General features: G+C 39.6%; 20 protein-coding genes. 11 read left to right on the plus strand and 9 right to left on the minus strand.

What is annotated here, in order from left to right:
- Positions 1–472 precede the first annotated feature (472 nt).
- Both B4U84_RS21600 and B4U84_RS21605 read right to left on the minus strand, forming a co-directional pair.
- Positions 473–3,040, minus strand: a complete 2,568-nt coding sequence (locus B4U84_RS21600; protein WP_131121026.1) for a tetratricopeptide repeat protein — start codon at positions 3,038–3,040, stop codon at positions 473–475.
- A gap of 947 nt (positions 3,041–3,987) precedes the next feature.
- Positions 3,988–4,470 carry a tellurite resistance TerB family protein gene (locus B4U84_RS21605; protein WP_017311226.1) on the minus strand — a complete coding sequence of 161 codons (483 nt, stop codon included), beginning with the start codon at positions 4,468–4,470 and terminating at the stop codon, positions 3,988–3,990.
- A 540-nt stretch (positions 4,471–5,010) separates the two neighbouring features.
- On the opposite strand from B4U84_RS21605, the gene B4U84_RS21610 reads away from it, so the two are divergent.
- Entirely contained in the window at positions 5,011–5,289 is a 279-nt protein-coding gene (locus tag B4U84_RS21610) for a hypothetical protein (protein ID WP_017311228.1), read from the plus strand.
- Between the two features lie 30 nt (positions 5,290–5,319).
- Here B4U84_RS21610 and B4U84_RS21615 read toward each other — a convergent pair whose 3' ends face one another.
- On the minus strand, positions 5,320–8,040 hold the full coding sequence (locus B4U84_RS21615; protein ID WP_131120526.1) for a CBS domain-containing protein: 2,721 nt from the start codon (positions 8,038–8,040) through the stop codon (positions 5,320–5,322).
- Positions 8,041–8,230: 190 nt separating this feature from the next.
- Between B4U84_RS21615 and psbZ the strand changes: the two genes are divergently transcribed.
- The 8 genes from psbZ (at position 8,231) to B4U84_RS21660 (ending at position 14,818) form a co-directional block, all read left to right on the plus strand.
- Positions 8,231–8,419: a photosystem II reaction center protein PsbZ gene (psbZ, locus tag B4U84_RS21620; RefSeq protein ID WP_017311230.1), complete on the plus strand. Its 189-nt coding sequence runs from the start codon at positions 8,231–8,233 to the stop codon at positions 8,417–8,419.
- Between the two features lie 259 nt (positions 8,420–8,678).
- Positions 8,679–9,248 (plus strand): 6,7-dimethyl-8-ribityllumazine synthase, encoded by a 570-nt coding sequence (gene ribH / locus B4U84_RS21625; RefSeq protein ID WP_017311231.1) that lies wholly within the window; start codon positions 8,679–8,681, stop codon positions 9,246–9,248.
- A 226-nt stretch (positions 9,249–9,474) separates the two neighbouring features.
- Positions 9,475–9,783, plus strand: coding sequence for a hypothetical protein (locus B4U84_RS21635; RefSeq protein WP_017311233.1), 309 nt, complete (start codon positions 9,475–9,477; stop codon positions 9,781–9,783).
- Positions 9,784–9,841: 58 nt separating this feature from the next.
- The gene (locus tag B4U84_RS21640) at positions 9,842–10,219 is read left to right on the plus strand and encodes a YtxH domain-containing protein (protein ID WP_131120527.1); all 378 of its coding nucleotides are present in this window, start codon (positions 9,842–9,844) and stop codon (positions 10,217–10,219) included.
- A gap of 15 nt (positions 10,220–10,234) precedes the next feature.
- Positions 10,235–10,786 (plus strand): DUF948 domain-containing protein, encoded by a 552-nt coding sequence (locus B4U84_RS21645; protein ID WP_131120528.1) that lies wholly within the window; start codon positions 10,235–10,237, stop codon positions 10,784–10,786.
- Between the two features lie 1,147 nt (positions 10,787–11,933).
- A complete protein-coding gene (locus B4U84_RS21650) occupies positions 11,934–13,178 on the plus strand; it encodes a phosphotransferase family protein (RefSeq protein ID WP_131120529.1) in 1,245 nt (414 codons plus the stop codon).
- A gap of 33 nt (positions 13,179–13,211) precedes the next feature.
- Positions 13,212–14,300, plus strand: coding sequence for a T3SS effector HopA1 family protein (locus B4U84_RS21655; protein ID WP_017311237.1), 1,089 nt, complete (start codon positions 13,212–13,214; stop codon positions 14,298–14,300).
- A 71-nt stretch (positions 14,301–14,371) separates the two neighbouring features.
- The gene (locus B4U84_RS21660; protein WP_017311238.1) at positions 14,372–14,818 is read left to right on the plus strand and encodes an acyl-CoA thioesterase; all 447 of its coding nucleotides are present in this window, start codon (positions 14,372–14,374) and stop codon (positions 14,816–14,818) included.
- A gap of 93 nt (positions 14,819–14,911) precedes the next feature.
- Here B4U84_RS21660 and B4U84_RS21665 read toward each other — a convergent pair whose 3' ends face one another.
- The 3 genes from B4U84_RS21665 to menA all read right to left on the minus strand — a co-directional run bounded on the left by B4U84_RS21665 (position 14,912) and on the right by menA (position 18,436).
- Positions 14,912–16,291: a 2-succinylbenzoate--CoA ligase gene (locus B4U84_RS21665; RefSeq protein ID WP_131120530.1), complete on the minus strand. Its 1,380-nt coding sequence runs from the start codon at positions 16,289–16,291 to the stop codon at positions 14,912–14,914.
- A 108-nt stretch (positions 16,292–16,399) separates the two neighbouring features.
- The gene (locus B4U84_RS21670; protein ID WP_131120531.1) at positions 16,400–17,377 is read right to left on the minus strand and encodes an o-succinylbenzoate synthase; all 978 of its coding nucleotides are present in this window, start codon (positions 17,375–17,377) and stop codon (positions 16,400–16,402) included.
- A gap of 150 nt (positions 17,378–17,527) precedes the next feature.
- Positions 17,528–18,436 (minus strand): 2-carboxy-1,4-naphthoquinone phytyltransferase, encoded by a 909-nt coding sequence (menA, locus tag B4U84_RS21675; protein ID WP_131120532.1) that lies wholly within the window; start codon positions 18,434–18,436, stop codon positions 17,528–17,530.
- 301 nt (positions 18,437–18,737) lie between these two features.
- Here menA and B4U84_RS21680 point away from each other — a divergent pair, with 301 nt between their 5' ends.
- Complete coding sequence (locus B4U84_RS21680) at positions 18,738–20,153, plus strand: isochorismate synthase (RefSeq protein ID WP_017311242.1); 1,416 nt, start codon at positions 18,738–18,740, stop codon at positions 20,151–20,153.
- A gap of 150 nt (positions 20,154–20,303) precedes the next feature.
- Positions 20,304–21,365 carry a photosystem II reaction center subunit D1 gene (gene psbA, locus B4U84_RS21685; RefSeq protein WP_131120533.1) on the plus strand — a complete coding sequence of 354 codons (1,062 nt, stop codon included), beginning with the start codon at positions 20,304–20,306 and terminating at the stop codon, positions 21,363–21,365.
- 393 nt (positions 21,366–21,758) lie between these two features.
- Here the strand turns inward: psbA and B4U84_RS21690 are convergent, their stop codons facing one another.
- From B4U84_RS21690 to B4U84_RS21700, 3 genes are all read right to left on the minus strand, one after another.
- The gene (locus tag B4U84_RS21690) at positions 21,759–23,039 is read right to left on the minus strand and encodes a glycosyltransferase family 4 protein (RefSeq protein WP_131120534.1); all 1,281 of its coding nucleotides are present in this window, start codon (positions 23,037–23,039) and stop codon (positions 21,759–21,761) included.
- 483 nt (positions 23,040–23,522) lie between these two features.
- A complete protein-coding gene (locus B4U84_RS21695; RefSeq protein WP_131120535.1) occupies positions 23,523–24,782 on the minus strand; it encodes an FAD-dependent hydroxylase in 1,260 nt (419 codons plus the stop codon).
- A gap of 326 nt (positions 24,783–25,108) precedes the next feature.
- The gene (locus tag B4U84_RS21700) at positions 25,109–25,864 is read right to left on the minus strand and encodes a YebC/PmpR family DNA-binding transcriptional regulator (RefSeq protein WP_017311246.1); all 756 of its coding nucleotides are present in this window, start codon (positions 25,862–25,864) and stop codon (positions 25,109–25,111) included.
- Positions 25,865–25,892 lie beyond the last annotated feature (28 nt).

The raw sequence follows: 25,892 nt of genomic DNA on the forward strand, positions 1-25,892 counted from the left end.
GGTGTAGAAAATCGATGACATTGGGTCAAAGATGTTGTGTTTGATGAAGACAAGGCACAAATGGTTGATGGTTATGCATCTGCAAATTTCTCCATTCTTCGCAGTTTTGTAATTAACTTGTTTCGTCACAATGGTTTTGATTCCCTAACCAGAGCAATACGACATTGTGCCCATAATATCCTATTACTATTTTCCTTTTTAGAATGAAACAGCCCTGCCCTTGAAAAGGGGGGAACTAGAATCAAAGTCCCCCTTTTTAAGGGGGATTTAGGGGGATCAGAGGATTTGTGTGTACACCGTAGCCCAAAATTGGGAGAAGGGAGCTAATTTCACGTGTCCCTCTCTCAATCATGAATGATACCATTTCACGTTAATCGCGATACACATAAATAATGTAGAGACGTGCCATGGCACGTCTCTACAAAAAAATAAACACTAACCGAACCGTATTTATTCCCCTTTCCCCTTTCCCCTATTCCACAGCAATCAATGTTTGAAATCGCTCATCTGTGAGAAATGTTTGAAAGCTGGAGTTAGTTTTTACTGTCTTACGACATTCAGGATTGAGACTAATGGCTTGTTGTAAGCTTTCAAGGGTAAATTCAAGATTTTCTTGCAAAGCATAACAGCAAGCTTTGTTGTAGTGAGCTTCAAAGGAATCAGGAACTAGTGCAATTGCTTTGTTAAGGCTAATTAGCGCATCTTGATAAGAACCTAATTTATTGAGCGCATTACCTCGACTGTACCAAGCTTGGTAATTGTGAGGTTGGATAGCTAGTGCTTTGTCGTAGCAAACTACTGCTTCTTTGTAGTCTCCCAAATTTCCCAAAACTACACCCCGGTTATACCAAGCTTCGTAATAGTCAGACTTGATAGCTAGTGCTTTGTCATAGGAAACTAATGCATCTTGATATTTGCCTAAAGAGTATAGTCCATTTCCTCTGTTGTACCAGGCTTTGTAATGATCGGGTGCGATCGCCACTGCTTTGTCACAGGATGTCACTACTTCTTCGTGTAAGCCTAGAGAATATAAGGCGACACTGCGGTTGTACCAGGCTTGATCATAGTCTGGCTGAATCAACAGCACTTTATCATAAGCAGCAATAGCTTCTTCGTAGTGTCCCAAAAAGTACAATGCATTACCCTTGTTGTACCAGGCTTGGTAATGTTCGGGTTTGATTGCTACTACTTTTTCACAGGATGTGACTACTTCCTCGTATAATCCTAAAATGTATAGAACGACACTTCCGTTGTACCAAGCTTGGTAATAGTCGGGTTTGAACACCAGCGCTTGGTCATAGGAAGCAACTGCCTCATCGTAATGTTTTAATAAATACAATGCATTCCCTCTGTGATACCAAGCTTGGTAATGATCGCTTTTGAGTGCTAGCACTTTATCGTAGGAAGCAATTGCATCTTGGTAGCGTCCCAAGTTCTCTAGTGCTTGACATCGGCTATAATCAGCTTGGTAATAGTCTGGTTTGATCGCTAGTGCTTGATCATAGGAAGCAACTGCTTCTTGATCACGTCCCAAAAAATACAATGCGATACCTCGGTTATACCAAGCTTGATGGAGATTAGATTTGATGGCAAGTGCTTGGTCATAGGAATCTACTGCTTCTTCATAGCATCCCGATAGGTGCAATGCTAGGCTCCGATTATACCAACCTTGGTAAGAGTCATTCTGAAGAGCCAGGGCTTTGTCATAGGATGAAACTGCTTCCTCATAATTTCCTAAATAGTATAGACAAACACCTCTATAAAACCAAATCTCAGAAATTTCACAGTGGTATTTGAGGAGTTGCTCGAAGCAAGTAAAGGCTTGTTGGGGGTGATTTAAGTTTAATAGTTGGCAGGCAAAATTAAAGAGTTTACCCAGCATTTGCTGTGGATATTTATTTGTTAGCCTTAAAACCAACTCGGATAAGGGACTAACAAATTCATCAACTTCTATTTGCTTATCTTTGGCTGCTATTTGTCCATCGCGCGGATTCAGGATAAATTCACTTTCAATTAAATCATTGAGAACTCGTCGAATCAGCCAACGATGCTGTAACTGTTGCTGGGAGTTTTCTCCCATGATTAATAAAACAGTTGGTTCTAGGATAAATCGCTCAACTGACAGATGCAATTGTTGTAGCAAATCTATGGCATCATAAACATATTTGCTAGCTGGGTGTTTTTTGATTGCATCGGCGTAGCATCTTTCCCAAGTATCTTGGCAAAAGTTAATGTAATTGCTGGAGGTTAAGGATAGATTTTGGTTTCTCAACCGCCGGAGATTGGCGATCGCATTCATGAAAGTCGAGTCATTTTTCTGTGCGATCGTCAGATATTCTTCTTCGTTACTTTTAATGTTAGTTTGCGGGACAGTATTACATAGTAGCTGAACAATGGCTGCATTTTCCGGTTTTGCTAGTTCATAAACCTGAAAACGCTCCCATTGCTGTTTTTCCCATTCCGTCGCTGAATTTACTAACTCTGTTTGATCACGAACAGTAGCAATCACCCGTATTTTATCCTGACCGCAGAACCGTTCATAAACTTCTAGAACTCGCCACAATTGTTGTTGCAACGGTATAGTCAAAGGAGCTAATTCAGATTGTTCTAGTCCGGGGGGTAATTTGGGGCGATTGTAATGTATTCTTTGATTCAGGTCGTCAAGCAAAAACAACAACTTGCGATTAGCACCGATTTTTTGTAATTGTTCTTGATTTGGCTCATTAATCCATCCGTCAGATTTAAGCCAGAGAACCGTCCAACCTTCTCGGTTATAAAGTTGTGCTAATTCAACAGCTTCTCGTGTTTTCCCGATTCCTGGTTGTCCGACAATCAAAAGCCGACGAAATTCTTCTAATTTATTTTCTAATTCTCGTCGCACATTTCGATCAGATCGTCTAATTTGATACGGAACGGAGAAATCTGCTAAGGGGTCATTGATATCTGCACCGAAAACCACAGATAATACATTCCCATTGGGTTTGATAACCTCAAAGGGAAAGATGAATGGGGGTATCTTCTGAATCCGCCTCTGTTGCATGTAACACCACACAAGTCTAACAACGGCAGTAATTTGGGGTATGAGCAGCGTCGAGAGGAAGAATACTAAATAGTCCACCAAAAATTTTGTTGCACTTGGGTAAAGAATAAGAGATAGTTTGAGTTCTTTTCCCTTTGACCTCACCCGATATCTCCACTTTTTTGAATTGTGGAGGGTAGATTTCCCCGGTCAATATCTGTCAATTTTGGCTTGGTGAAGTAATAGTTAATCCTTCATGGACTTGATCAATCGTAAGTTGCTCACCCGAACATTTGAAAATCTCAGCTGAAAAATATTCTATTGGCGTATTTAAACTTCTCTGTTTGAAACCTGAACAAAGGCATTATCCCAAATTTGCAACTTGGCGGTTTCAATCGAGTTACACAAACTCAACCGACCTGCACAAGTTTATATAACAATACCAGGTGGAGTTTGTCTGTATAACTGCGATTCGCGATCGCCAAAGGTCTTCTGCACATATTGAGATGCTTCCTGAGCAAGTTACTCAAATATTATCCCATAAATAAATAAAGTAAGAATATTTATAAGTATGTCGGCACAAATTTACTAGACGTACGGTCATTGGTCGTTGGTCATTGGTAGAGACGCGATAAATCGCCTCTGTACAACTCATTGGTCATTGGTCATTAGTAAGGATTTGGTGCGTGTTTACTTTTTGTTACTTACCCACCTCCTCAGCGATGTCACACCCATACATAAAAAAAGTGTAGAGACGTGAAATTTCACGTCTCTACTAAAGATTTTGGCTGACAACTGTATTAAGAGATATTAAGGGAGCATCCCAATTTTTTCAAAATACCGCAAAGCAAAGGGTGTGGAACGGTTTAAACTTCATAAAATCAAACAGTCTGCTTAAAGCAGACTTTCACTATAAGACTGCGATTTCAATCGCAGGCGTTTTTTGAACATTTGGGATGCTCCCTGTATTAATAGGGGCTTTTCTCAGGATATAAGAGGTTAATGCGCTTTTGGCGTAGTGCTGATTCTTCTTTTTGTAGCTGCTCTAATTGCTCTACTACATCTTCTGTAACCCCGATAATAGAAGCCATTTGCCGAATTTTTGCCTTTTCTTCTTCATGATATTCTGCATCGGCAGCACAAGCCCTAATTGCAGTGAGAAGTAAATCTCTCTGTGCTATGGATACCTGAGGAGAACGAGCAATGACTTCTGCTAAATCTTCATCCGCTTCATATGCTTTTAGCTCTTCAATCACCCAGTCTGCTACTCCCCAAGATGCACAGAATCCAACCGCCCAATTCTTTTCTTCTGGTGAGAGAGTTCCATCTCCTTTAGCGCAACATAAAACCGATTTCATATAAATGCAACAATCCTCATCTGTCGGGATCTCTCCAAAACCAAAGAACCAATTAAATGTCCAAGATTGACCAAGTTTTTTGATATCAGACATAGAAACCTTTATTATGTTTACCAAGAAAAAATTAGCGAAAGTAGTGTTTCATACCATTTCACGAAAAGCCTGATACAAATACAGACCCTGTACCAGACGTGATATATCGCGTCTGGTACTGACACCATTTCACAAAAAATATGATACAGATGTAAACCCTGAAAGCTTTACTGCATCTAAGTTTTTTAATTGCGTAGCTTGCTTTGAGCGCAAAGCGCGAGTATTGTAAATTGGGATTGGCACATATGCCTTTGCATATTCTCAGCATCAAAGCGAAAATGCAAGGATACTTAAGACAGTTAAGACAGTTAAGAAAAGTCATAAGTAATTGATATTTTTAGTTTATTTGAATATAATTTTTTGTTATATATGTTTAATTATTTGTGAAAAAATTCACGAACAACAAAATTCCGACTTCTTCAAGAAGTCGGCATTTTCACTCTCTCAATTTTTCCAGACAATTTTTAAGTTAATATTTAATAAAATTTATTTTGGTGATTATATTAAATTTTATTAGTTAATTTTTTCTGAATAACCACTATGAAACGTGTATTTCGCAAGTATCACCGCACTCTCGCGATCATTATTGCTTTGCCATTGATTTTAACTGCGCTGACAGGAATGTTAGCAACCGTTGTCAGAGAATGGCCGATTAACACAGGGATTTCATCTGGATTGATTTTAAGTATCCATACAGGCGAAATATTTCATCTTCAAGCAATCTATCCGATGTTGAATGGTTTAGGAATTATTGGATTGATAGTTACGGGTTTGAGTATGTCTGGTTTGTTTAATCAGAAGAAACAAAAATCTCAATAGGGATTAAAATCAAATTTTGATCAGATTGATTCAGATTTTATAATTTATATTTAAAAACTTTTCTGCGGAAGTGCGATCGCAAATCTTTCCATCTAATGTCGCAGCTAGTAAATCATCTAACATTTGCCGATATTGTGGTCCTGGTTTGTAACCAAGTTTTTTCAAGTCATTTCCATTTAATATCGGCTGAACATCCGCCCAAACCGTCAAATAATGCCATATTTGCTTCCTAATTGGGCGGGAACTGTGTAAAGCAACTAAAATCAACATGGGTAAATCATAGGATCGCAGCAATTTCACCACCTGACTAGGAAGCTGACAACTGGGTAAAGCATCTGTTACCTTAGCTTGTACTTGAGCTAATTTTTCCAAGCGTTCAATGCTATCTTCTTGTAGTTGGAGATTTTTAGCTACTTTAGCTCGATATTGTGAGGCGAGGTGAGCGATAATCACCTCTAAGCGCATTTGCCAGTGAGTCAGCAGAGTTTCTTCTAAATCAAATTTGTGTAAACAGCGTTCTAGTAATCGTAATCGCCGCAATAATTCTGCATCTAATTTTTTCAGACTCGGATGAATACACTGTAATGCTCCCAAATCTCCAAGTAATTGCAAAGCTGCTTGCCAATAAGGTGCTTCTAAGATGTGCTTTAATTCTGTTTTGAGGCGGGTTTGGAGTGCAGGTGTTTTGTGATTTTCTTTTGTGGTGCGATCGTAAACACCACTGTTAATCGCATAACGAATATATTCTTCTGTTTGGGATTCAATTTTAAATCCAAAGCGCACAGCAAAGCGTACACCGCGATAAATACGGGTGGGATCTTCAATAAAACTGTTGGCGTGTAAAACACGAATTTGCTTTGCTTGTAAATCTAGCAAACCACCAAAAAAATCTAGCAGTTTCCCTGCATGGGGAGGAGTCAGTCGCAGTGCTAAAGCATTAATGGTAAAATCACGCCGATACAAATCTTGGCGAATCGAACTAGCTTCGACTTCCGGATTTGCCGCTGGATAAGGATAAAATTCTGTTCTAGCAGTGGCAATATCTACCCACAAAGAATTTAATTCTGGATCTTTGTGCCAAAGTAAAGCCGCAGTTTGAAAAGCACCATGAATATCTAACCGTGCTGCTGGGTAAATTTGCTGGAGTGCTTTTGCTAATTCTACACCTGCGCCAACATCCGCGGTTTTATGAAAACCATCAACGACTAAGTCAATATCTTTGATTAACAAACTACCAGATGCTTCTTTGGCTAGTAGCAGGTCGCGTACTGCTCCTCCTACTAAATATAAATGCCAACCCCGTTGTTTGGCTTGGGCAGATGCTTTGGTGAGTAATTCCCAGAGTTTCGGATTGAGGCGATCGCGCAATTGTGCTAATGTCGGAATCTCAACATCATCTTCCCCTTCTGTTCCCCTTTCACCGTTTCTCCCCCTTTCGCTATCATTCTGCTGATGCAACTCTCGCAAAACGTCAGTGCGGGTGACTATACCTACCAATTCTCCATTTTCTAATACAGGTAAGCGTCCAATGTCATAAGTCACCATTAATGACTCAATTTCTGGCAGGGTGGTGTTAGGAGTAATGGTCTTAAGATTGATTGTCATGTAACCTTTAACAGGTGCATGACTAAAACCATGATGCAAAGCAATATCAAGATCCCGACGGGAGATAATACCTACTAAATTACCTTGGGTATCAACTACAGATAAACCAGAATGTCCGTAGCGTAACAAAATTCGCTGTGCTTCCTCGATGGTGGTATCTGGGCGAATCGTCCGAACTGGCGATGACATCAAATCCCGTGCTGTTGGTGGGTAGGGAATTTGCGCTTTTAATCCTTCTAATAATTGATTGAGTATTTCTCGGCAATTTACACCCCGCAAATTCAGCGATGTTGCTTGCGAATGTCCACCACCACCTAGTGGTTGAAAGATTTGGTGGAGGTTGACTTCAGGAATTCGCGATCGCCCAATGATTGTGAAGCGTGAATCGCCTTCTCCCACACCATATTTGTTCGCCAACAATAAAGCATCTATTTCTGTCAACTCCATCAGTTGGGAAGCTAGACTCGATAAACCTGGTACATAACCATCAGTTACTAACGTTACCCAAGCGAGGGTATATCCTCGGATGCATAAATATTGTAAATCGTCAATAGCTTCTGATAATAACTGCTGCAATTGGGGAGACAAACCAGGTTCTACATACTCAGCAACTACCGATAAACTTGCTCCTTGCTGCATTAACCAAGCCAAAGCCAGAGCATCCCGTGGTGTAGTGTGATCATAGAGCAGGGAACCTGTATCAACATGGATACCCAACGCCATCGCAGTTGCTTGGGCAGTTGAGAGGGAAATTTGCTGTTTTTGCAATTCCTCCACAATCAGAGTTGTGGTAGCTCCTACAGGGGCAATGTGTAATTTTGTCGCAGGAATATCACCATGTTGCCCAAGGTGATGATCATAAACTATGATTTCTTTAAGATGGCGTAAATCTAACCATTCTGCGGCTTTACCCAGGCGATCGCGATATTGAGTATCTACTACAGTCAAAGAACGGATTTTTTTCGGATTCACAGAACGCCGTTCAATTAATTGATACTCATCCCGATGCAGCGCCAAAAAATCCCGCACTGGTGGGTGAGCGCCGCCAGTTAACACAATTTTGCTACCAGGAAGCAAACGTGTTAATCCTACCGCCGCCCCCAAAGCATCAAAATCAGCTGTTGTATGACAAAGAATTAGATCCATAGTCAAAAGTCATTGGTCAGTAGTCAGTAGTCATTAGTCATTGGACGAAGGGCAAAGGACAAATGACAAAGGACGATGACTAAAATGTTGCAATTTCTGATAGCTTAACAATAAGGAAGAATGTTGGTTTAACTCTGTAGATATTCTATCTTTAATAACTAGAATCTTCGCTGTCTTGGGAGAAGGGAAAATGAGTATTATATTCCAAATTGCTTTGTTAGCTCTGGTACTTGTATCTTTTGCAATGGTGATTGGCGTTCCTGTTGCCTACGCCACTCCGCAAAACTGGAACGATTCCAAGAAACTGCTGTGGCTTGGCTCTGGAACTTGGATCGGCTTAGTAGTTCTAGTTGCACTCCTAAGCTTTTTCGTAGTTTAGTTGAAAATGGGTATGGGGGTGTAAGGGTGCAAGCGTGTAAGGGTGTAAGAAGAGCTACTAAGTAAATAGCATAAAAATAACAGGGGCAACAAAGGCAATAGAAAACACGGGAATAAGTAGACACTGAGATGCGGGGAAATTTTAACACTCCGCGTCAGCACGTCTCTCCTTCACCGCGTCTATTTGTCTCCGTTGCTCCTGTTGTCTTTATAGAAGAAATGTATATATTGGCAAGAGTATAGTTGATTTAGAGGCGGTCATGGCAGTTTTCGAGGGAACTTTTACGCAGACAGAACCTTTACGGTTTGCATTGGTAATTGGACGATTCAATGATCTAGTTACCACCAAATTACTAGAGGGGTGCCAAGATTGCTTGAAACGCCACGGCGTCGATGTTGATCCTCATGGTTCTCAAGTAGATTATGTTTGGGTTCCAGGGAGTTTTGAAGTCCCAGTAGTAGCCCGCCAACTTGCTCTTTCGGGACGCTACGACGCCATAATTTGTATGGGTGCTGTCATTCGAGGACAAACACCTCATTTTGATTATGTTTCCTCTGAGGTGGCAAAAGGTATTGCTGCTGCTTCCTTTCAAACTGGTGTACCAGTGGTTTTTGGGATTTTGACAACCGATACCATGCAGCAAGCCTTAGAAAGAGCTGGTATCAAAAGTAATCATGGCTGGGATTATGCCATGTCAGCACTGGAAATGGGTAGCCTGATGCGCCAGTTACGTTCTAACCTAGCTCAACCATATGCTGGTAATTCTCAATCCTTACCTGCTTCGCTCAAAAGTGCCAGTATAGGCGAATTTTCGGCATCGCAGGAATAAGGGGATTGGGGATCAGGGATCGGGGATTGGGGAGACACGGGAAGGAGGACAAGGAGGACAAGGAGGACAAGGGAGAATTATTTAACAAGTCTGTTTCCCCTTTCCCCTTTCCCCGATCCCCGATCCCCTTTCCCCGATCCGAATCCCGCTCTGTCGCTATGATGAAATCAGAACTTAGTGCAGCTTAAATAAAGTTTTTCAACTTTGGCGCTGGAAAAGGTAAGCAATGGTTCAATTGGTTGTTTTAATCAACACAGTCATCTCGTTAGTATTACTGTACATTGCTTGGCGAGTCTGGCGACTGCGGCTGCTACTAGCTAGGCTCACTAATTTGTTTATGATCGCTGAACGTTGTAGCCATGCTTTATTTTCTCAAGCACCTCAGGCTCTTGATATCAGCCGACAGAATATTCATAATTTACGGCAAACAAATCAAGCGCTAGAGCTACAAATTCAACAATTGCAGCAAATTTTTAGCATATTATTGATTGGACAAAGATTCTGGCGTCGATTTTATCGGAGAAAAGTTAAATAATTCAGGGCTTGCAATGTATGAAAACCCCATAAAATGTGTTTAAGGAGAGAAAACTACAATGTCTAACAACCGTTCTGGAGTATTTATTGGCGGTGTCATGCTGGGAGCAACTATCGGTGCTTTGACTGGTTTGCTTATGGCTCCGCGTACAGGACGCGAAACGCGTAAACTGTTGAAAAAATCTGCTGATGCGCTCCCAGACTTAGCAGAAGATTTATCAACTAGTGTGCAAATTCAGGCAGACCGCCTGGGAGCAAATGCACTCAGAAACTGGGATGAGACTTTAGATCGACTACGGGAAGCGATCGCTGCCGGTATCGATGCTAGTCAACGAGAAAATCAAGCAATGAAACGGAAAAATTCACCACAAGGACAAACAACGGCTAATCAGACAGTGGGTGACTCAGATTCTCTTCCTGAGCATGTAGATAACTAAATTAACAACATAATTGTGAGTGAACCGCTGTTTTGGCTGGGACTATCTATATTCTTGGTGGCTATCAGTCTAACTGCTGTTTTGGTGGTGGCTATACCAGCATTTCAGGAGTTAGCACGTGCTGCTCGTAGTGCTGAAAAGTTTTTTGATACCCTCTCGCGGGAGTTACCACCGACTCTGGATTCGCTCCGGATGACAGGTCTGGAAATTACCGATCTGACTGATGATCTTAGTGAAGGTGTCAAAAGTGCTTCTGGGGTTGTTAAACAAGTTGATCAAAGCTTGAACAGTGCTAAACAGCAGGCTCAAAATATTCAAATTAATACACGTAGCGTATTTGTTGGCTTTAAAGCCGCATGGAAAAGTTTTACCCGTTCAAAAAGTGGAAAAAGAACAAGCGATCGCTTGTTCGTGAATCAAAAAACAACGCTGACATCAAGGGAAAGAGAATCCCTTAGACATTACAATCGCACCAAAAAATCAGAACAGTATCGAAATCAAGAAAGCTACCAAGATCCTGTTGATTGGGAAAGTGATGACACCCAAAATTGGGAACAAGAAGATTGACACTCCCCTCGCCTAAAGACGAGAGGATTATCGGTTCATCCAACAAGCGCTCAACCTTCACGTCCCCAAGCTTTTAGGTATTTTTCCGAGAGTGTCTGAGAACTGTTCCTCTGTTTTCCCCACGTTCCCGTATGCGCTACGGTACATTGTAATTTCATACCAATTTAAAGAAACAATGCGGCAGATAGATTCATAGAACTCTTATGCACAAAGAGTTTCTCAATTCCATTTTCCATAGACGCGCCTTCTTCGGCTTCAAGGTAGAGTAATCTAAAATCCAAAATGGTCTCAGTTGTTGTCTTTGGTTCTGCACAGATTCAGTAATTACTACACTACTGAAAGGTTATATAGTGAACTAATATTTTTTAGAAAACCAGTTTAATATCAAGTAATTTACATTATTCAGTGATTTATTGTTTCTTTGCGCTGTTTATTCAAGTTATTAAAAAATGTTTTTTAAGATGAAAAGTAGTCAAAATACATGTTTTTTTATGCAAAAATAATGTAAAGTGAAGGTAAGTAGCTATTCAACACTTTAACAATTTAGTTATCTTCTTTATAAAAAAAATCAATATTATCAGGTAAATACGCAGGACTCTTTGTACTTGCGAATTTTGCTTTCAAGAAGTTTCAGTTTATATCTATAACCATTAAATCTAGTGCAGGATAGCAGCAATAAACTGGCATCTTGAAATAAATCAAAGGCTGAGAAAAATTGTTTTGACTTTTTTCAAACGCGATATTCATCGTGTACATAATCACCTTTGATTAATTAGGTAAGGTTATTAGCCTGATCGAATAATGTTATTGGAGTGGATATTTACTGAGTGAAATTTAAAAAGATAATTTTTAAACATACATATACAGTCTTGATTGATGAATAAAAAATTATCAAGAAGCAGCTAATATCAATTAAACATCATCAAAACTTTGAAATATTTAAATTTTTCACAAAGCAAAAATTAAAGGTAAGTAAAGGCTGCATTGCCATTTTGGCAAGTTTTTGCTGACAATATAGGATATTAGTAGATTGTAACAATCAATATTCTTACTCACGACTTTTTACTACTTAGCTAATACTACTTACACAAAGCTAATAACAAGATAGCTAATTCTCTAGGCAGTTTTACGAGTTAGGAAATAATATATGGTATTTTCAATGTATTCTCCAAATCACCATCTTATCGAGCATTTGCAAAACGTAGGACTGTGTAGTTCTGAGGATGGGGTTGTTGCGGATTCTGAGCTAGTAGAAAGTAGCAATAAAAATATAAACTTATTGATAAATTTGGAAAGCGATCGCAAATTATTAGTGAAGCAGGAACGTAACATAGAACATGATGGGATTCCCCAAGAATTATTTAATGAATGGTTATTTCATCAGTTATTGCAGCAGTTTCCAGTTTTAGGAAATATTGCGGAGATCGGATCACTATTACTGCATTTTGATGAAGAGGAATCTATACTTGTTCGCAACTATCTAACGGAATATTTTGAATTAGGTAATTTTTATCAACAAAATGATATTTATCCCTTGGAAATAGCCAGCGCCATCGGTGCTAGCTTAGGTGTGCTGCATCGTGCCACATTTAATCAGCGAGAGTATCGTGATTTTATGGCAACAGCTCCTCAAGGTCAATTTCGCTATCAGTTTTACAATCCCACCCAAGGAATAGAGTCATTTAGCTCGGAAATTTTTGGTAGTGTTCCGACTGATGCACTCAAGTTTTATATTCTTTATCAACGTTATGAAAGTTTAGAATCAGCGATCGCAGAGTTAGCATCTTTATGGCAACCTTGCTGCTTAACTCACAACGACCTCAAACTAGAAAACATCTTAGTACATTCTCGATGGAAACAACTAGATAACTGCTTGATTCGGATCATTGACTGGAAAACTTGTAGTTGGGGAGATCCCGCTTTTGATTTAGGAACCTTAGTAGCAAGCTATTTGAAAATTTGGTTAGAAAGCTTGGTGGTAGATCCGTCCATCAAATTAGAAGAATCTCTAGAATTAGCCACAACACCATTAGAAGTTCTTCACCCCTCTATAGTTGCTTTAATTCAAGCTTATCTTGATGCTTTCCCCAGCATTTTAGACTACCGTTGCGACTTCATTCAACGAGTAGTACAGTTTGCCGGTTTGGTACTAATTCATCATTTACAAGCAACAATTCAAGACCGTAAATATTTTGATAACAGCGGTATTACAACGCTACAAGTTGCCAAAAGTCTACTTACAAGACCACAAGAATCTATAATGACAGTTTTTGGAATCTCCGAATCAGAAATTACCAAATCTTGGGTGAAATCTACTAAACATCCTCAGACGGAAAATGAACAAAATTTAGTCAGAATTTACTATAGTAAAACCCGTTTACGTGGGTGTTGATCACAAAAAAAGTAAACGGGGAGATTCAAAGTCATGATAGATTGTTCTAACCAGCATTTGCTAAATTCTCTACTCGATATTGCCGGCAATATTCAAATCGAGTCTAACTTTTGTATTTACCATCCCAATTATCAATCTTTTGCTTTGCCAAGTCAGTTGGCACAAAGATTAAAAAAAAATTCACAAGCAATACAGCAGAAATATCTCATTTTATTAGTCAGAAACTTTATCTATGGTATTTATTACAATGGCTCATTACAAAGTGTTTTAGCAGTGAATGCTGAACCTAATAATTTTTTACCCCACAAAAATGTAGGAAATAATTCCGTTTTGGGGATTGATTGGCAATTGTATGACCAATTACACTCTAGCAATCACGGTACTGGTTATTATGACTCTGGTTGGCAGGTGTTACGACGCGAACCAGATGGTAGTTTAGCCGTGAGTAAAGGCGGTTTGACATTACATGTTGAAGGTGAACACCACATAGAACAAATGATGCAAACTGTCAGAGTCGGCGATATCATAAGTATTTGGATGCCAAAAAATCGCTTGCAAAATGGTTGTTACGTTGCAGTTAGCAATGTTGCCCAAAGACTAAGTGAAAATCCTGATAATGATTTAGGAGAAGGACGGATTTATTTTAATTTAACTCCAGTGGGGGCGATCGCTCTCATGGAAACCTTGACATTGGAACTCAATGCTGCTGGTATTGCCTTTAGCTTGCAAGTTCCGTATAATTCCTCTGCTTATAAACGTTTTGACTCAGGGGTTCTTTACTTTGAACGGCACAATTATTGGGTAGTGCGAGAAGTTCTGCAAAGTGTGTATAAACAACACAAATCTCATTTTCATGCAGAAATTCCCTTATTTACAAAATATTTAGCACCTGGGCTAAGTTTAGCTGAAGAACCAGCCCAAAAATTTGTTGCTCAAGAAAGTTTTGGCATGAACCGTTGTCAAATTGTCACTAATGCTTTGTTAGAAGCTTGGCAAAAAGGACAAAATTCTACCCAACAAAGGATACAAACCATTTACCAAAATTTTGCACGTTTTGGAATAGATTTACAGCGTCCCTACCTTAATCCTTGTTCTGAAGATGTATATAATCCTTTAGTTTGATTAAGTGCAATTTTTAATTGAGTTTATGGAGTTAAGCTATTAGCCAGAGAATATCATTTTGGTTGCGACAAATGTCTTTTAACTATCATCGTACCGTTCGCTTTCAAGATACCGATGCTGCTGGAGTAGTTTACTTTGCCAATGTTTTAAGTATTTGCCATGAAGCTTATGAGGAATCTTTAGAAGTATCTGGTATTAATATTAAGGAATTTTTTAATAACTCATCGGTAGCTTACCCTATTGTTCATGCTAATGTAGATTTTTTTCGTCCTACATTTTGTGGTGATAAATTAGTTGTTACTTTAATACCACAAAAGTTAAGTGCTGAAAAATTTGAAATCAATTACGAAATTTTAGTAGCAGATGTGATGGTAGCTAAAGCATTTACCAGACATGTTTGTATTGATACCACTAGCAGACAAAAAACAGATTTACCTCAGCAGATGATTGAATGGTTGGAAGTGAACGCATCAGAAGCGGAAAAAGCAGAGAGAAGAAAATCGAGAGAGGCGATTTGAAAAGTTAAAAATCAGCAGAGACGCGATTCTACTCTTACCTTGAAGCCGCTCTTACGAGCGTCTACGCGTCTGTACAAAGTTGATTTAGAAAGGTTATTTTTCCGAGTTTTTCAGGGTTTCTAAAGCGATTTCGTGTAATTGCTGTCGATTGATTTTACCCTGAGAATTACGGGGTAAATTTTCCACAGCAATCCAGTGTTTAGGAAGTTTAAATTTGCTGAGTTGCTCTCTCAGTAAGTTTTGAATTTCTACCACAGAATGATTTGAGTTTTTGGGAACATAAATAGCTGTTACTGCTTGTCCCCAATGTTGATCGGATATACCCACGACGCAAACATCAGTTACCATTGCAGTTGCTTTAATTGCTGATTCTATTTCTGTGGGGTAGACGTTTTCTCCACCAGTGATGATTTTGTCACTCTTACGCCCGACTATATTTAAATAGCCTTCTTTGTCTATAAAGCCTATATCATCTGTTAGGAAATTAGGGGCTATGATTTCGAGGTTGGGAACCAGGGGATAGTAACCAAGAGCTAAAGATTCTGCTTGAATAGTTATATTTCCTGTTTGATGATTATTTAAATATTTGCCTTTTTCGTTGGTAATTTTAACTTTGGCATGAGGAAGAATTTGACCACTATTAACTTTACCTTTGAGAAAATCATCTGGTTTGAGTGTGGCAATTTGAGAAGCCGTTTCTGTCATGCCATATGTCGGAGCTAATTTAATTTGATAATATCTTGCTTTTTCTAAAATTTCATCCCAAGCTGGCGCACCTCCTAAAAGAACTGTTTTGAATTGGGATAGCCATGCTGTTAAATTTGAATTTTGTAAGAGAGTTTGTAGCTGAGTTGGTACTAAAGATATAAAGAAATTTGCTTGTTCAAATTGATATAATTTACAACTATATTCTAATTCTTTAAAAGGTGAAATTACTAGTTTACCACCAGTGGTAACACACCGCATAAATTGCATCAAGCCACTGACATGATATAGAGGCAACACACAAAAGGAATTGATGGTTTGTAGTTGAAAATATTCTGTAAATCCACGTACTGAAGATGTGAGAGTTTCCCAGGTGTGAACAGCAAATTTGATATTACCAGATGAGCCGCCGGTGGGAATCATGATATATGGAGAATTGGTAATTGGTAATTGGTAATTGTTTTTCTGATTATCAATGACCAATTCGTGATGATTGACTCCCCAAATAATATTTGGCTGTACTAAATTAAATACTTGTTGCCATTCCTGTTTTCCCCAGTTAGGATTACCAATAAACACAGGACACTTAGCAATGTAAGCAGCAAGAAAACAGGCTAAAAATCTTACAGGTTCGTGTTCAGCTAAAATGACATTTGGTGTTGTTTGCCAGTCAGAGAAGTTTATTAATTCTGAAGAAAATTCTTCAGTTAATTGTGCCAGTTCATCACTGCGATCGCACACCAAATTAAAATTTCCTAATATCTCCATTTCTGGTTGGTTGTCATTTGTTATTGGTCATTTGTTATTGGTCATTGGGCATTGGGCATTGGGCATTGGGCATCGGGCATTGGGCATCGGGCATTGGGAAGAGACTTGTTAAATAATTCCCCCCACACTTCCCACACTTCCCACACTTCCCGATCCCCAATCCCCAATCCCCGTTCCCTCATCTTCAGCAAAGTAGTGATTAATACCAAAGCCCATTGCTCGATTGTGTCTGGATAATTCTACTGCTATTTGGAGGGCTGCTTTTCTGCCAATAGAAGTTTCAAACACAGATGAAAACACTGCATCAATTTCATGCTGTTGACAAAACTGACGCAGTTGGGATGGAGAACCGACTATTCCTGGTTTAATTACAAAAATTCCTCGCCAACCTTGTTGAAAGTAGTATTTTAGCTGTGGGAGTGTGGCGACAGATTCATCTAAAGCGATCGCTGTTTTGTAGGATTTACTCAACTCCAGCATTTGCGGAAATTGATCTACAGATAAGGGTTGTTCAAGATATTCAATATTAGTGTTCAAGCGATCGCAACTCTCTAACCACAACTTTGCTTCCTCTTGCTTCAATCCACCATTAGCATCTAATCGCAATTTTGCAGAAGTTGGTAAGCTTTGTGTAAGTAAATCTAAAATTTTTAGTTCAACAGGCGTCGGATAAACACCTATTTTCCATTTGAAAGTAGAGTACCCTTGTTGCCACAAATTTTCCCATGTTTGTAGAACTGCTTCTCCAGCGGGTAGTAAGGCGCTATAGGTGAGGGGATTAGTGGGAGTGGGTGAACAAAAAAGTGCTGATTCAAATCCAAATTGACAAGCGGGTAACTGATCAGGGATGGAAAAAATAGTTTCCTCGGTAATTTCCTTTGGTAGGTGACAACAAAAATCCCACGCTTGGATTAGGGTTTCGGAACCAAACCAGCTAATCGGCGCTATTTCTCCCCAACCTACTTTGTTATTTTCATCTGTGAGGCGAAGAATAATACCTTCACGAATCTCCCAAATACCGTGACTGGTAGCAATCCCGCGCACAAATTTTCGCTGGTAAGGACGAAATTCAAATTTATAATTCACATCAAATCAATTGGTGATTTGTCATTGGTGATTTGTCATTTGTCATTAGTAATTACAAAAATGACTAAGGACTAAGGACTAAGGGCTAAGGACTAAGGACTAAGGACTAAGGACAATTACCACGAATCGCTTAAAACTCAAATCACTTGATTAAAACATAAATCCTACACCAAATAGCAAACAACACCAAAAATGTACAGCGACGGCGATGAATTTACAGTTACTGACTTTTTCTGGGTTGCTGTGATTTTGCTGGACGTGGCGACATAATTTGATTGCGAAGGGTAAACTAACCCAACTCAGTAATGTCCACACAGGAAAAATTCCCCCCAGAACAAATAGTAAGGTGAGCAGATAAATGTTAGCAGTAAACCAATTCAAAACTTGTGCGCCTCTTTTGGTTCCCAAACGGACAATAGGCGATCGCTTACCTGCTGCTAAATCGTCTGTAACCTGATGAAAGTGGGAACAATACAAAATTAAAGTTGTGGGGATACCAACAATCACTGAGGCTGCTAAATTCTGTATTGACCAGCTTTGAGTTTGACTGTAGTATACTGCCGACATACCAATTGGTCCAAAGGCAAAAAAGCAGAGGATTTCACCTAAACCCTGGTATCCTAAACGAAAGGGAGGCCCTTGGTAAACGTAGCCTAAAGCACAACAGACCAGAACTAATCCAATTACAGTCCAGTCACCTTGCCACCAAGCGATCGCTAGTATTCCCAGTAAACCTAAACACAAAAATAGATTTCCTAACCAAAATATTAATAGTTTGTTACCTGTTAAATTCACCAGAGAATGATGTTTATTTTGATCAATTCCCGTCTCAGAATCAAAAACATCATTGCTGAGGTTTTCCCATGCCAAAATTAAAATTGCCGCAGCTAAGAAAACACCAAAAACGGCCCAATTCAAAATATGCGTTTCCGCAAACGCTACAGCCGTTCCTACCCAGATAGGCATAATAGCAACACTATACATCGGCGGTTTTATGGCCGCCATCCATAGCTGATTTTTGGCATTATTTTTGGGATACGAAATCAAATTTGTAGTCATCAGTCACAATGAATTATATTGTTAGGACTTTCTTATGCCTAAAACATATGGTTTTTCTGCAAACCATATGCAGGTAACATCATCAAGAAATATTTTTCTACGAATGAAATTATTTTCTTGCTATTAGTCACAACATGCAGCGCAAAGCTAGGCAAGACCACACATGGTATTGCAAAACCATAATTTGGCAGAGCTAACACGCTGGTGAAACAGCGACTGTTTATGTTACCTGTAGAAATACGACCATGATTTATCACTGTTTAGGAAGATTACTTCAAAAAAATTTACTATTTTTAGATCCATGACAGTTTCACCATGTGCCGCTGACTTTTTTGTATATAATAGGGAACTATACCAATTTCTTTTTGCTGTTCAGCGCAAGAGTATAAAAAATAATTCCACTCAAGTTGCCAGTATTGCCCTAGAAATTAACTTGGTTGACCCCTTGGTAGTACTTGATAAACTGGCACAACCACATCAACTAAATTTTTATTGGGAAAACCAAGGTAAAAAAGAAGCGATCGCTGCTATTGATGCTGTAGCAAAATTACAAATAGAGGGAAAAGAAAGATTTACAAAATCTGAAGCATTTATCAAATATTGTTTAAAAAATATAATTAATTTTGGCGATACAGAAAGATATTTTTCCAAACCACTATTTTTTTGTAGTTTTAGTTTTTTTGATCGAAACCAGCAAGAAAGTTATCCATTTCCAGCCGCGACAATTTTTCTTCCTCGTTGGCAAATAGCTGTTAAAGATGAATGCTGTATCTTAGTTGCTAATTTTGTCATTCATCCGGAAATAAATATTGAAAGAATATTGCAAAATTTGTGGAGAAAAATTGAAACTATTCACTCTTCAACATTTTATTCTCCCCATCAGGATTTTCAAGAGCCAAAATTTAGTAAAAAATCTGTAGCTAATCCAGAAAAATTCAAACGTTCTGTGTTGTCGGCCCTTGAAACTATTCAATCTACCCATATCAGTAAAATTGTCCTAGCAGATGCATTAGATGTGAGATCCAATACCACATTTAATTTGTTTAATTCCTTGCATAACTTGCGACAGCTACATCCCAATTGTTATGTTTTCTCTACAAGCAACGGCAAAGGACAAAACTTTGTTGGTGCAAGTCCAGAACGTTTAATTAGTATTCACAACCAACAATTAATCACCGATGCTTTAGCAGGTAGTGCAGCAAGAGGCGAAACACCTGCTGAAGATGCTAACAATGCCGATCGCCTACTCAATAGTGAGAAAGAAAGACACGAACATTCCCTAGTAATTGATTTTATTACTCAACGTCTCTCGCAACTAGGTTTATTACCGCAAATACTACCACCCCGGTTGCGACAATTATCTAATATTCAACATCTATGGACACCAATTAGCGCCATAGTTCCCGATGAGGTGCATCCTTTAAAAATAGTTTCCCAACTACATCCCACACCAGCAGTTGCTGGGACTGCACCAGATGCAGCCTGTGCCGAAATTCGCCGCTACGAAAGCTTTGAGAGAGGTTTATACGCTGCACCCTTGGGATGGGTAGATGCAGACGGTAACTGTGAGTTTGTTGTTGGAATTCGTTCCGCACTCATAGATGGCGATTGCGCCAGACTTTACGCTGGTGCTGGTATCGTTGCAGGTTCCGATCCAGAAAAAGAACTCGCAGAAATTCAACTCAAACTTCAGGCGTTGCTTAAAGCCCTGGTTTAGAGTAATAGATAAGTAAACCTGATGACTTATAAAATAAAAGGTGAATATAAATCTCTTGCTTTTGTAACTAAATGTAAAGTAATCTTAAAAACAAGCAAGAGAACTTGCTAACACATCATACATAATCCACTTAACGCAATCATAAGAACAATGACAGCAACCTTACAAAACGCTCGTAGCGCTAACGTATGGGATCGCTTCTGTAACTGGGTAACCAGCACCGACAACCGCCTATATGTAGGCTGGTTCGGCGTACTCATGATCCCAACCCTCTTAGCAGCAACCACCTGCTTCATCATCGCCTTCATCGCTGCTCCTCCCGTAGACATCGATGGTATCCGTGAGCCTGTTGCAGGCTCATTGATGTACGGAAACAACATCATCTCTGGTGCAGTAGTACCTTCTTCTAATGCGATCGGTTTACACTTCTACCCCATCTGGGAAGCAGCTTCCTTAGATGAGTGGTTGTACAACGGTGGTCCTTACCAGTTGGTAATTTTCCACTTCCTGATTGGCGTATTCTGCTACATGGGTCGTGAGTGGGAATTGTCTTACCGCTTAGGAATGCGTCCTTGGATTGCAGTAGCATACTCAGCACCTGTCGCAGCAGCAAGCGCAGTATTCCTCATCTACCCCTTGGGTCAAGGTTCCTTCTCTGATGGTATGCCCTTGGGTATTTCTGGTACATTCAACTTCATGTTGGTGTTCCAAGCAGAACACAACATCTTAATGCACCCCTTCCACCAACTCGGTGTAGCAGGTGTATTCGGTGGTAGCTTGTTCAGCGCAATGCACGGAAGTTTGGTAACTTCTTCCTTGGTTCGTGAAACAACCGAAACCGAATCTCAAAACTACGGTTACAAGTTCGGTCAAGAAGAAGAAACCTACAACATCGTTGCAGCACACGGTTACTTCGGTCGCTTGATTTTCCAATACGCTTCCTTCAACAACTCTCGCAGCTTGCACTTCTTCTTAGCTGCTTGGCCTGTAATTGGAATCTGGTTCACCGCGCTAGGTATCAGCACCATGGCGTTCAACCTGAATGGTTTCAACTTCAACCAATCAGTAATTGACTCACAAGGTCGCGTGATCAACACTTGGGCAGACATCATCAACCGCGCTAACTTGGGTATGGAAGTCATGCACGAGCGCAACGCTCATAACTTCCCTCTCGACTTGGCTGCTACTGAAGCTCCTGCTATCAACGGTTAATCTTCAGATAGCCTGGATGCAATCAGTCTCTACAATTGAATAGATGAGAAAGCGCCCTCCAATTCGGAGGGTGCTTTTTTATTAAAAAAAAGTCAAATCAATACTCCTCGGATAAGACAAATCAATTGACATTTAAATCCTGTAGAGACGCGATATATCGCGTCTCTACAACCCCAAAATTATGACGAAAAATCCTTAACCGAGCAGTATTTAAAGTCAAATTTCCTGTGAGTGTTTTTGCCTTTTTCAATCGCAAAATTGCCAAACTGGCAACCAAATGTACTTTTTTTTATTTATGATCTCAGGTAATCTATCGATAAAGCTTAACCAGAGGTGCTAAAACTACTACCTAACACAGAGTTTTAAACCCAAATTTTCGATAACCGACCACTGTTAGCTGATTTTAACTTCTTGCTTAGAAACAACAGTTGATTCAATTACTGGACTATCGGCAATCATTGTGTAAAACAAAGACTCATAGTGATTTAAAGCTTGATCAAAAGAATATTGCTCAACAGCAAATTGACGGCTATTATAGCCGAGAATTTTAACTTTTTCAGGGTGCTGGTACAAATCCAAAATTGCCTTGGCTAGAGTATCGGGATCTTCCGGAGGAACGACAACACCGCCGCCGCTTTGTTTAATTGCTCTTGCAGCAGTACCATTATCAGGTACAGATGCAATTAACGCTTTACCACTGGCAAGTAAAACTTGAATTTTGGATGGCATGTTGAAGGATATCACATTTTTCTTCTGCACTACCAAACCAATATCAGCAGCAGCCAACATCTGTGGTAATTGTTCACGGGGTTGAAAAGGTAGCAGCAAAACGTTGTCTGCACCGAAGTTTTGGCATTCTTGTTGCAATCTTTCTAGACCTTTTGCCTCTCCTACAATCACAAACTTAATATCTGGAATGTGTTGCAACGTAGAGGCAGCTTTTACCACTGTTTCTAAGCCTTGAGTCAGGGCAATGTTACCAGAATATAAAACTAAAAATTTATCATTTAGTTGATTCTCCCTGCGGAAAGAATTATTTTCTTTTGGTAAAGGGCGAATAAAATTGACATCAACCCAGTTGGGAATTTGTACAATTTTATTCGCTTTTACATCTTTATCTATCAAATTTTCTACAAATCCATCAGCAATGACACTAATTTTAGTCGCAGTGTGGTAAGCAAATTTTTCTAATGCTGTAAAGGCTCTAACTAGTAATTGATTTTTAATCAAGCCAACATGAATCGCTGCTTCTGGCAATATATCTTGAAGGTTTAATACCACAGGACAATTTTGTAACCATCCCAGTAAGGCTGTTGGTATACATACAGGTAAAGATGGTGAAGTCGCAAGAATCACATCTGGACGCCAACCCCTCAAGGCTGGTAAAAAACTTGTGACAACAAAGCTTGCATCTAGTAACACCCGATCAAGTAAATTTGGTTGAGGACGAATCCAAACATAACTGCGTTGAATTTGAACACCATTTTTATATTCGGTCAGATACAACTTTTTTTTATACGCGTCGTAGATTCGGCGTTCTGGGTAGTTTGGCATAGCAGTTACTACACGTACCTGATGTCCTCGTTTAACGAGTCCCTCTGCTAATTCAGTCATTAGAGGAGCTATGCCTATTGGCTCTGGATAGTAGTTATAAGAGTAAATTAAAATCCGCATAACAAATCAGTCAAAACAACCCTGTATTTGGTTTAATTCAGCAAATTTTTCCTGAAAATCATTTCAGGTAGAGATTGTGCTTCTATCTGAATTTTCTCCTCGGATTGTCTGAATGTCAGTGCTTTGCGAGTAAATTTTGGGTAAAATTTAATACCGTGTATTTGATTTTTAAAGTATAAAATATTGCTTCTGCAATGTAATAAAAAGAATTTTATTTAAGTACTATTACTTAAATAAAACTTCAATAATCATAGTAAAAATTTAAATAAGCGTGAGTTATACCATTTCACGTTAATCACGATACACATAAATTTTGTCCCTGACGCGATATATCGCGTCTCTACAGAGTCTGTATTTGTATCAGATTTTTTGTGAAATGGTATTAGATAGATTTGATGGGCAACGACATCCCGCCCTCAAATAAATAGAGACGTTGCACTGCAACATCTCTACAACCCCAAAATTATGACGAAAAATCCTATATCAACGTTGGGCTAATTCAGGAGTGCGTCCTTTCAAACCAATCATCAATTTGAGAGTGTATATTTTCAAGATTGGTACTCGCTGCATTACCCATAAACCAAGACGACGAACTAGCATTACAGGTAAGAATGTATTAGAAAAGACTCTATCTAATAAATCTGTAAAACCTAGAATAGTGAGGTTTTCCCTTTTCCGCCAACGTTCGTAGCGTTTGAGGATTTTGATATCACCGATATCTTCACCTATTTGATGTGCTTTTTGAATCACTTGGGCTAAAGCTGCTGCATCGCGGATACCCAAGTTTAAACCTTGGCCGCCCACAGGATGACAATTGTGTGCTGCATCACCGACCAAAGCTAATCGGTGCAGGGCGTAACGATCGCTTTGCATAAGTTGTACCTGAAAAATAAAGCGATCGCCTAGCAATTCCAGCTTACCGAGCTGATTACCAAAACGCCGACTTAATTCTCGGAGAAACTGCTCATCATCCAAAGCACACAAAGCTTTTGCTTCTTCATGGGGGGCAGTCCAGACAATGCGACAACGATTTCCCGGCAAAGGTAAAATTGCAAAGGGACCACTAGACCAAAATTTTTCGTAGGCAGTATGATTATGTGGTTTTTCTGGTTTGACAAATGCTACAATGCAAGACTGCCAGTATTTCCAACCACGAGTTTTAATCCCAGCAGCTTGGCGAATAGGCGATCGCGAACCATCAGCAGCTACTACTAATTTGCTACGGACTGTCCGCATTTCTCCGGCGACTTTGATATCGATTGTGGCTATGTCCCAGTGATAATGAGTACTGATGACTTCTGCTGGACATAAATAAGTCACATTTGGACAATCTTTGACAAACTCGCGCAGAGGATACAACAGGGCTTGGTGTTCCGCCACATAACCCAAATCTTGTTTGTGAATATCTGCTGTGGTAAATTCCACCACATCTGGGTGATCAGCATCAGAAAGGCGGACGCGGCGGTAAGTTTCTATTTGGGGTAAGATTTTGTCCCAGACTCCAATACCTTGATAAATTAGCGCCGACAGCATATGTACGGCGTAAGCTTGTCCCTTAGCTACTGCTGCGGATTCTGGTTTTGCTTCAATTAGCAGGATACTTAATCCTGAGTTCTTAAAAGCAGAGGCTAGGGTGAGGCCGATAATTCCGCCGCCGACTATGACCAAATCATAGTCATATTCCCGTTTTCTTGTAGCTACCTGGTTTGGGGGAAAAGTTTGTGGAAGCTGTGCTTGCGCCATTGTTAAGACAAATTACAGCGTTTTAATTATTATTTTTACGCGATCGCGCTGTGGAGGACAAGGGGGAGTAAACAATTAAAAATTAAAAATTTAAGAAGAGGGTATAAATAAAAACCCTACTGGTGCATGAGGAACGCAGTAGGGTAAAAACCGTGTTTAAGTGTGTTGAAGAGTAAGGTAAAGTAACTTGTTATTTGGTTGTTAATGGTTAGTTGTTGGTTGCTTGGCACTACCTGTTACTAACATTTGGTCATCAACAATATCAATATCTCAAACTAATATGTCAGTGCTGTGTAATTAATGTGAAATTCCTGTTGCAGTTGAACCTAAGACATGACAGTCATTAATTCTTCTGACATTTCAAAATTAGCGGTGACGTTCTGTACATCATCCAAGCCTTCTAAAGTATCTATTAATTTAAGTAGCGATCGCGCTTGTTCTGGGTTATTCACTTCGACGCTGTTAGTTGGAATCCAACGTAGTTCGGCGTCTGTTACCTGAAAATGATTTTCTTTGAGAGTTTGGTTGAGGTTTTCTAAATTTGTCACCTCAGTAAAAACCTCAGCAGTTTTCTCATCGGTCATTTCGTAAGATTCTGCACCACCTTCTAGGGATGCTTCTAAAAGTTTTTCTTCATCTTCTACTTCGTCAACAATACAAACGCCTTTTTGGTCAAACATCCAACTGACACATCCTGTTTCACCAAGATTACCGCCATTTTTGCTAAAGGCGGCGCGTAAGTCCGCAGCGGTACGATTACGATTGTCTGTTAAGGCTTCGATTAAAACAGCAACGCCTCCAGGGCCATAACCTTCGTAACGAATAGCTTCAAGCTGAGATCCATCACCCGCAAAAGTTCCCGCACCTTTAGCGATCGCCCTTTCAATATTTTCGTTGGGAATACCCGCCGCTTTGGCTTTGTCGATTGCTGTTCGCAGTTGAAAATTACCTGCTGGATCTGGAATACCACTCCGAGCAGCAATAATAATTGCTCGTGAAAGTTGAGTAAATGTCTTACCCTTTTTGGCATCCACTACTGCTTTTTGGCGTTTAATATTTGCCCATTTACTATGTCCTGCCATACTTTGAGACAGTTATCAGTGGTCAGTT

Source organism: Westiellopsis prolifica IICB1 (assembly GCF_004323185.1).
Classification (GTDB): Bacteria; Cyanobacteriota; Cyanobacteriia; order Cyanobacteriales; family Nostocaceae; genus Pelatocladus; species Pelatocladus prolificus_A.

Excerpts from the sequence above, each read along its gene's own strand:
- B4U84_RS21600 (WP_131121026.1), bottom strand. The coding sequence starts at position 3,040 with ATGCAACAGAGGCGGATTCAGAAGATACCCCCATTCATCTTTCCCTTT.
- B4U84_RS21605 (WP_017311226.1), bottom strand. The coding sequence starts at position 4,470 with ATGTCTGATATCAAAAAACTTGGTCAATCTTGGACATTTAATTGGTTC.
- B4U84_RS21610 (WP_017311228.1), top strand. The coding sequence starts at position 5,011 with ATGAAACGTGTATTTCGCAAGTATCACCGCACTCTCGCGATCATTATT.
- B4U84_RS21615 (WP_131120526.1), bottom strand. The coding sequence starts at position 8,040 with ATGGATCTAATTCTTTGTCATACAACAGCTGATTTTGATGCTTTGGGG.
- psbZ (WP_017311230.1), top strand. The coding sequence starts at position 8,231 with ATGAGTATTATATTCCAAATTGCTTTGTTAGCTCTGGTACTTGTATCT.
- ribH (WP_017311231.1), top strand. The coding sequence starts at position 8,679 with ATGGCAGTTTTCGAGGGAACTTTTACGCAGACAGAACCTTTACGGTTT.
- B4U84_RS21635 (WP_017311233.1), top strand. The coding sequence starts at position 9,475 with ATGGTTCAATTGGTTGTTTTAATCAACACAGTCATCTCGTTAGTATTA.
- B4U84_RS21640 (WP_131120527.1), top strand. The coding sequence starts at position 9,842 with ATGTCTAACAACCGTTCTGGAGTATTTATTGGCGGTGTCATGCTGGGA.
- B4U84_RS21650 (WP_131120529.1), top strand. The coding sequence starts at position 11,934 with ATGGTATTTTCAATGTATTCTCCAAATCACCATCTTATCGAGCATTTG.
- B4U84_RS21655 (WP_017311237.1), top strand. The coding sequence starts at position 13,212 with ATGATAGATTGTTCTAACCAGCATTTGCTAAATTCTCTACTCGATATT.
- B4U84_RS21660 (WP_017311238.1), top strand. The coding sequence starts at position 14,372 with ATGTCTTTTAACTATCATCGTACCGTTCGCTTTCAAGATACCGATGCT.
- B4U84_RS21665 (WP_131120530.1), bottom strand. The coding sequence starts at position 16,291 with ATGGAGATATTAGGAAATTTTAATTTGGTGTGCGATCGCAGTGATGAA.
- menA (WP_131120532.1), bottom strand. The coding sequence starts at position 18,436 with ATGACTACAAATTTGATTTCGTATCCCAAAAATAATGCCAAAAATCAG.
- B4U84_RS21680 (WP_017311242.1), top strand. The coding sequence starts at position 18,738 with ATGACAGTTTCACCATGTGCCGCTGACTTTTTTGTATATAATAGGGAA.
- psbA (WP_131120533.1), top strand. The coding sequence starts at position 20,304 with ATGACAGCAACCTTACAAAACGCTCGTAGCGCTAACGTATGGGATCGC.
- B4U84_RS21690 (WP_131120534.1), bottom strand. The coding sequence starts at position 23,039 with ATGCGGATTTTAATTTACTCTTATAACTACTATCCAGAGCCAATAGGC.
- B4U84_RS21695 (WP_131120535.1), bottom strand. The coding sequence starts at position 24,782 with ATGGCGCAAGCACAGCTTCCACAAACTTTTCCCCCAAACCAGGTAGCT.
- B4U84_RS21700 (WP_017311246.1), bottom strand. The coding sequence starts at position 25,864 with ATGGCAGGACATAGTAAATGGGCAAATATTAAACGCCAAAAAGCAGTA.